At 63.2% G+C, this 6016-nt stretch carries 5 protein-coding genes; 3 read left to right on the top strand and 2 right to left on the bottom strand.

Going from position 1 to position 6016, the window contains the following annotated elements; translation table 11 throughout:
• Positions 1–89: 89 nt before the first annotated feature.
• Entirely contained in the window at positions 90–290 is a 201-nt protein-coding gene (locus tag JaAD80_RS00765; protein ID WP_010396213.1) for a YbdD/YjiX family protein, read from the bottom strand.
• Entirely contained in the window at positions 290–2350 is a 2061-nt protein-coding gene (locus JaAD80_RS00760; RefSeq protein ID WP_102292458.1) for a carbon starvation CstA family protein, read from the bottom strand. The genes JaAD80_RS00765 and JaAD80_RS00760 overlap by 1 nt, the downstream gene beginning before the upstream one ends.
• Positions 2351–2595: 245 nt before the next feature.
• Here JaAD80_RS00760 and JaAD80_RS00755 point away from each other — a divergent pair, with 245 nt between their 5' ends.
• From JaAD80_RS00755 to JaAD80_RS00745, 3 genes are all read left to right on the top strand, one after another.
• Positions 2596–3966 carry a cache domain-containing protein gene (locus JaAD80_RS00755; protein ID WP_102292466.1) on the top strand — a complete coding sequence of 457 codons (1371 nt, stop codon included), beginning with the start codon at positions 2596–2598 and terminating at the stop codon, positions 3964–3966.
• A 27-nt stretch (positions 3967–3993) separates the two neighbouring features.
• Positions 3994–4623 (top strand): response regulator transcription factor, encoded by a 630-nt coding sequence (locus tag JaAD80_RS00750; protein ID WP_102292457.1) that lies wholly within the window; start codon positions 3994–3996, stop codon positions 4621–4623.
• Between the two features lie 304 nt (positions 4624–4927).
• Positions 4928–6016: an HDOD domain-containing protein gene (locus JaAD80_RS00745; RefSeq protein WP_308410545.1), complete on the top strand. Its 1089-nt coding sequence runs from the start codon at positions 4928–4930 to the stop codon at positions 6014–6016.

Below are 6016 nucleotides of genomic sequence, written 5' to 3'. Positions count from 1 at the left end.
GAAGAGGTGGCCGAGAAGCGCAACCGTACTAAAGTACGGTGAGCATCGCACACCTATACCGACGCGCAGCAGGCTGGGGCAGGTGTCCGCTAACAACAACCACCACGCTTGCCGGCGCCGCCATAGCGGGCTTCCTGCCGTTCGCGGAAGAACTCTTCATACGTCATCATCGGCTCGCCGGGATGGGTCACTTCCCGGTGCGCCACGTAGGTGTCGTACTCGGGCAAGCCGCACATCAGCCGCATGCTTTGCCCCAGATACCGTCCCGCCTTGATGATTTCGTCGATCATCATTGCACCGTGGGCAAGGCCTGGAACGGCGTTTCCTTGGTGCTTGGCTTGCTGTCGGCGCGCGCCTTCAAGATGGTGCGGATGCCGAAGAACAGCACGCTGACGACGACGATCACGAAGAAGCCTGCCAGGCCGGCGTCCAGGTAATCGTTGAAGATGATCTGCTGCATCTGCGCCACGGACTTGGCCGGTGCCAGCAAGGTGCCTTCATCGAGTGCCGCCGAGTATTTCTTGGCGTGCGCCAGGAAGCCGACGCGCGGGTTGGCGTCGAAAATCTTTTGCCAGCCGGCCGTCAGGGTGCACAGCAGCAGCCAGATCGTTGGCAGGATCGTCACCCACGCATACTGGCCGCGCTTCATCTTGAACAGCACGCAGGTGCCGAGGATCAGCGCGATGGCCGCCAGCATCTGGTTGGCGATGCCGAACAGCGGCCACAGGGTATTGATGCCGCCCAGCGGATCGACCACGCCCTGGTACAGGAAGTAGCCCCAGGCCGCCACGCACAGGCCCGTGGCCAGCAGGTTGGCGATGACGTTTTCCGTCTGTTTCAGCGCTGGCACGAAGCTGCCCAGCAAGTCTTGCAGCATGAAGCGGCCCGCACGCGTGCCCGCATCGACGGCCGTCAGGATGAACAGCGCTTCGAACAGGATGGCGAAGTGGTACCAGAAGGCCATCATGGCCTTGCCGCCGATGGCGCCGGAGAGGATCTGCGCCATGCCGACGGCCAGGGTCGGTGCGCCGCCGGCGCGCGAGATGATGCTGTGCTCGCCAACGTCCTTGGCCGTCTGCGTCAGCATTTCCGGCGTGACATAGAAGCCCCACTGCGAGATGGCTTGCGCAGCCGATTCCGCCGTCGTGCCGATCAGGGCGGCCGGGCTGTTCATGGCGAAATAGATGCCAGGTTCGATGGTCGAGGCGGCCACCAGGGCCATGATGGCGACGAACGATTCCATCAGCATGGCGCCGTAGCCGATGAAGCGGGCATGGCTTTCGTTTTCAATCATCTTCGGCGTGGTGCCCGAGGAAATCAGCGCGTGGAAGCCGGAGACGGCGCCGCAAGCGATGGTGATGAACAGGAAGGGGAACAGATTGCCCGACCAGACGGGGCCCGTGCCATCGATGAACTTGGTCATGGCCGGCATTTTCAGGTAGGGCGCGACGACGATGATGCCGATGGCCAGGCCGAGAATCGTGCCGATTTTCAGGAACGTCGACAGGTAGTCGCGCGGCGCCAGCAGCAGCCACACGGGCAGCACGGACGCGATGAAGCCGTAGCCGATCAGCATCCACGTCAGTTCCGTGCCCGTAAATGTGAACATCGGGCCGAGCACCGCGTGTTCCTGCACGTACTGGCCGCCGATGATGGCCAGCATCAGCAGGACAAAGCCGATGATGGAAATTTCGCCGATACGCCCGACGCGGATGAAGCGCGAATACACGCCCATGAACAGGGCGATGGGGATCGTCGCCATCACTGTAAAGCTGCCCCATGGGGAGCCGGTCAGCGCCTTGACGACGATCAATGCCAGCACGGCCAGGATGATGACCATGATCATGAAGCAGCCGAGCAAGGCAATCATGCCGGGAATTTCGCCCAGCTCAGCCTTGATCAGGTCGCCCAGCGAGCGGCCATCGCGGCGCATGGAAATGAACAGCACGATAAAGTCCTGCACGGCGCCGGCAAATACCACGCCCGCCAAAATCCACAGCATGCCGGGCAGATAGCCCATCTGTGCAGCCAGCACGGGGCCGACCAGGGGACCGGCACCGGCAATCGCCGCGAAATGGTGGCCGAACAGCACGTATTTATTCGTCGGCACGTGGTCCAGGCCATCGTTGTGCTTGAAGGCCGGCGTCATGCGGCGCGGGTCCAGGCTCAGCACCTTGTCGGCGATGAACAGGCTGTAGAAGCGGTAAGCGATCAGGTAGACGCAGATGGCGGCGATGACGATCCAGATCGCGCTGATCGGTTCGCCACGTTGCAGGGCGACAACGCCCAGGGACCCGGCGCCAGCCAGCGCAAGCGCTGCCCAGCCGAGCTGTTTGAAAATGCGGTTCATGCTTCCTCCAGAGATTTGACGGGCGCTGTGCCGTGCGATGATGTGTGCCGCGGAGCCTGGTCGTCGCCAGTTTGGGTGCCACTCTTGGGGGTGTCCGCAGCTTATGGCTAGTATTCAGGAACCGTATAATCGTGGCAAGCGCAGCACTACGCAGTAACGCTCAGTATTACTACGCAGATCAAACAATGCGCCGCGACGTAAAATCACGCATTTCCACCATATCGACGCTGCCGGAGCGCCAGGCCATGAAACTCAGACAGAAAGTCATCTTCCTGGCCCTCACGCCGCTGATCCTGGCCCTGTGCGCCATCGCCTTTGCCGTGCGGCACCAGGCGAATACCCTGGCCGAGCAGCAGCGCGCCACCATCCAGCAAGCGTACCTGGCCAGCAAGGAAGCCGAACTCAAGCATTACGTGACCCTGGCCAGCCATTCCATCGCGTCCCTGTACCAGTCGGGGCGCAAGGATGCCGCCACGCAAGAAGAAGCCAAGCGCATCCTCGCCTCGCTCAGTTATGGCGACGATGGCTATTTCTTCATCTACGATTTGCAGGGCCGGTCGCTGATGCATCCGCGCCAGCCTGAGCTGGTGGGGCAGAACCTGTGGGAATTGCGCGATGCCGAAGGCAATCTGACCATCCAGCGCCTGATGCAGCGGGCGCGGAGCGGCGGCGGCTTCGAGCGCTACAACTGGATCAAGCCGTCGACGAATAAATCCGCACCGAAACTTGGCTATGTGATCCTGATGCAGGAGTGGGGCTGGATGATGGGCACCGGCATCTATATGGATGACGTCGATCAGGCGCTGGCGCAGGTCGATGCGCAGCAGTCGCGCAACATCCGCTCGACCATGGAATTGATCGCCGGCATCGCCATCCTCGGCTCGCTGCTGGTGGCCGCCTGCGGCCTGGTGCTGAACCTGCGCGAATTGAAGGTGGCCGATGCCAAGCTGAAAGTGCTGGCGCAGCGCGTGGTGGAGTCGCAGGAGGAAGAGCGGGCGCGGCTGTCGCGCGATTTGCATGACGGCATCAGCCAGTGGCTGGTATCGATCAAATTGCAGATCGAGGCGGGCATCGCGCGCCTGGGCGGCAACGCCGAGCAGAAAGAGAAAGCCCCGGCCACCTTCGAGCGCGCCGCCGAGCAGCTCAACAAGGTGCTGGGCGAAGTGCGGCGCATCTCGCACAACTTGCGCCCGGCCATCCTCGACGACCTGGGCCTGGCCGCCGCGCTCGACCATCTGGTGCATGAATTTAACGACAGCAGCAGCGCGCAAGCCAGTTTCACGGCCAGTCCGGCCACGGCGGGCGAAGGCTTGCCCGACATGGTGAATACCGTGCTGTTCCGCATCGCCCAGGAAGCGCTGACCAACAGCGAACGCCATGCGCACGCCAGCGCCGTCGAGGTCAGCCTGCACGAGGCGGGCAAGGCGGTGGAATTGCGCATCCAGGATAACGGCGGCGGCTTTGACTTCGACGGCATCGCCCTGCATCCGCAGCGCGGCATCGGCCTGCGCAACATGACGGAACGCATGGAAGCCATCGGCGGCAGCCTGCACATCACGTCTTCGCCGGCCGGCACCTTGGTGCTGGCACGGCTCGGCCTTCCTTCCACACATTAATGCACAGACAGAGAAGCACACAGAACCATGAGTGACATGATCAGAATTTTGCTGGTGGACGACCACCCCCTCGTGCGCGACGGCTTGCGCGCGCGCCTGGAAGCGGTGGCGCATTTCGACGTCGTGGCCGAGGCGGGCGGTGCCGATGAAGCGCTGGCCGCGGCGCGCGACCACCAGGTGGACCTGGTGCTGATGGACATCAACATGCGCGGCACCAACGGCATCGAAGCGACCGCGCTGTTCAAGCAGGCGTTTCCGCAAATCGCCGTGCTGATCCTGTCCATGCATGACAAGCTCGAATATGTTTCGCAAGCCATCGCGGCCGGTGCGCGCGGCTATGTGCTCAAGGATGCGCCGGGCAAAGATATCGTCTTTGCCATCGACACCGTGATGTCGGGCGGCATCTATTACAGCGCGGCGCTGGCGCGGCAACTGTCGCGCCCGCAGGTCCACGATTCCTTCCTCACCACGCGCGAGCAGCAAGTGCTGCAGCACATCGCGGCGGGCCAGTCGAACAAGCAGATCGCCCGCGACCTGGACCTGAGCGTGCGCACCGTGGAGACGCACCGTCTGAACATCAAGCGCAAGCTGGGCATCGAAGGGCAGGCCGAATTGATCAAGTACGCGGTCGAGCACGCCCATGGCGGCGGCACCTGAACGGTGCTGGCAGGACACGGTATTTTCCGCAAACCCGCATGGCAGGCGGGTCTCACGGGGGAATGTTTTTTTTGAACATTTATTGCCAAAATTAAACTGTTTCGTGGGTGAGATTCAGATAGAATGATTCTTCGCTGTCGAAATGGCATCCCTGCCGGGCCAGGGTTGCCAATGCTGGTCAGTTTATTTACTATGGCGCCCTACCCACACTGAGATACCGATGTCAGCGTCTGAATCAAACCTGTTTCCTTTGGTGGGATTACAAGCAGTTGCCAATGCTCATAACGAGTGGGTGGCTGTCACCTTGCATGTAGCACAGCCATCGACGGCACCGTTGCTGACGGCGCTGGCCGCTGCAGATGCGTATGCCTTCCTGGCGCCGCTCGACTGCATCATTCCCCTGGCCGACCCGCATGGCGTGGACGAGGCCGTACTGGCGCAACTGGCGCCGCGACGCACCATCTTCCGTTTGCCGGCGCATTTTGCCAGCGACAAGCAGATCCAGAAAAAATCCCAGCAATGGCGCGACGCCGGCTACCGCATCCTCCTCGACGGGCCAGGCGCCGGTCCCGTGGCGGCGGCGCAGGTCGAGGCGCGCGCACTGGCCATCGACGCGGCGGGAGAACTGCCGGGCCTGCATCAATTGCTGCCCTTGCCCGGTCCCCACCTGGCCTACAACATCGGCGACGCCCAGCGTCTGGCTTCGCTGCAGGAGCTGGGCGTGAGCTGGTTTGCCGGCGACTACGCGCTGCAGCATGCGCGCCAGCAAAGCGAGCCGGAAGACGCCACCTCGCGCAAGCGCCTGCTGGCGCTGCTGGGCTTGCTGGCCCGCGATGCCGACGCGCATGAACTGGAAGTGCCGCTCAAGCAAGACCCGGCCCTCAGTTACCACCTCTTGAAATTGGTCAACTCGGCCGCCTTTGGCTTCACGGCGCCGATTACCGGCTTCAGCCAGGCCATCACCCTGCTGGGCCGCCGCCAGTTGCAGCGCTGGCTGCAACTGCTGCTGTACGCGCGCCAGCAAGACGACGGCAAGATCCACGCGCTGCTGCCGCTGGCGGCCGTGCGCGCGGCACAGATGGAAGCGCTGTGCCAGCTGCGCGGCGGCGACCGCGACGCGCAGGACCTGGCTTTCATGGCCGGCGTGTTTTCCCTGCTGGACCTCCTGCTGGGCATGCCGATGGAAGAGATCATCGCCACCCTGAACCTGGCGCCCGCCGTCAGCGCTGCCTTGCTGGAGCGCAGCGGCGAGCTGGGCACCCTGCTGGCGCTGGTCGAAAGCGCGGCGCCGCCGCCCGACAGCTTGCGCCACGCCGGCATCGATGGAGAAACCTATTGGCGCAGCCTGCTACAGGCGTACCAGTGGGCCATCCAGGTCAGCCGGAATCTGTAG

It is taken from the genome of Janthinobacterium sp. AD80 (genome assembly GCF_002878455.1).
Classification (GTDB): Bacteria; Pseudomonadota; Gammaproteobacteria; order Burkholderiales; family Burkholderiaceae_D; genus Janthinobacterium.
This window is presented reverse-complemented; position numbering and strand designations above follow the sequence as displayed.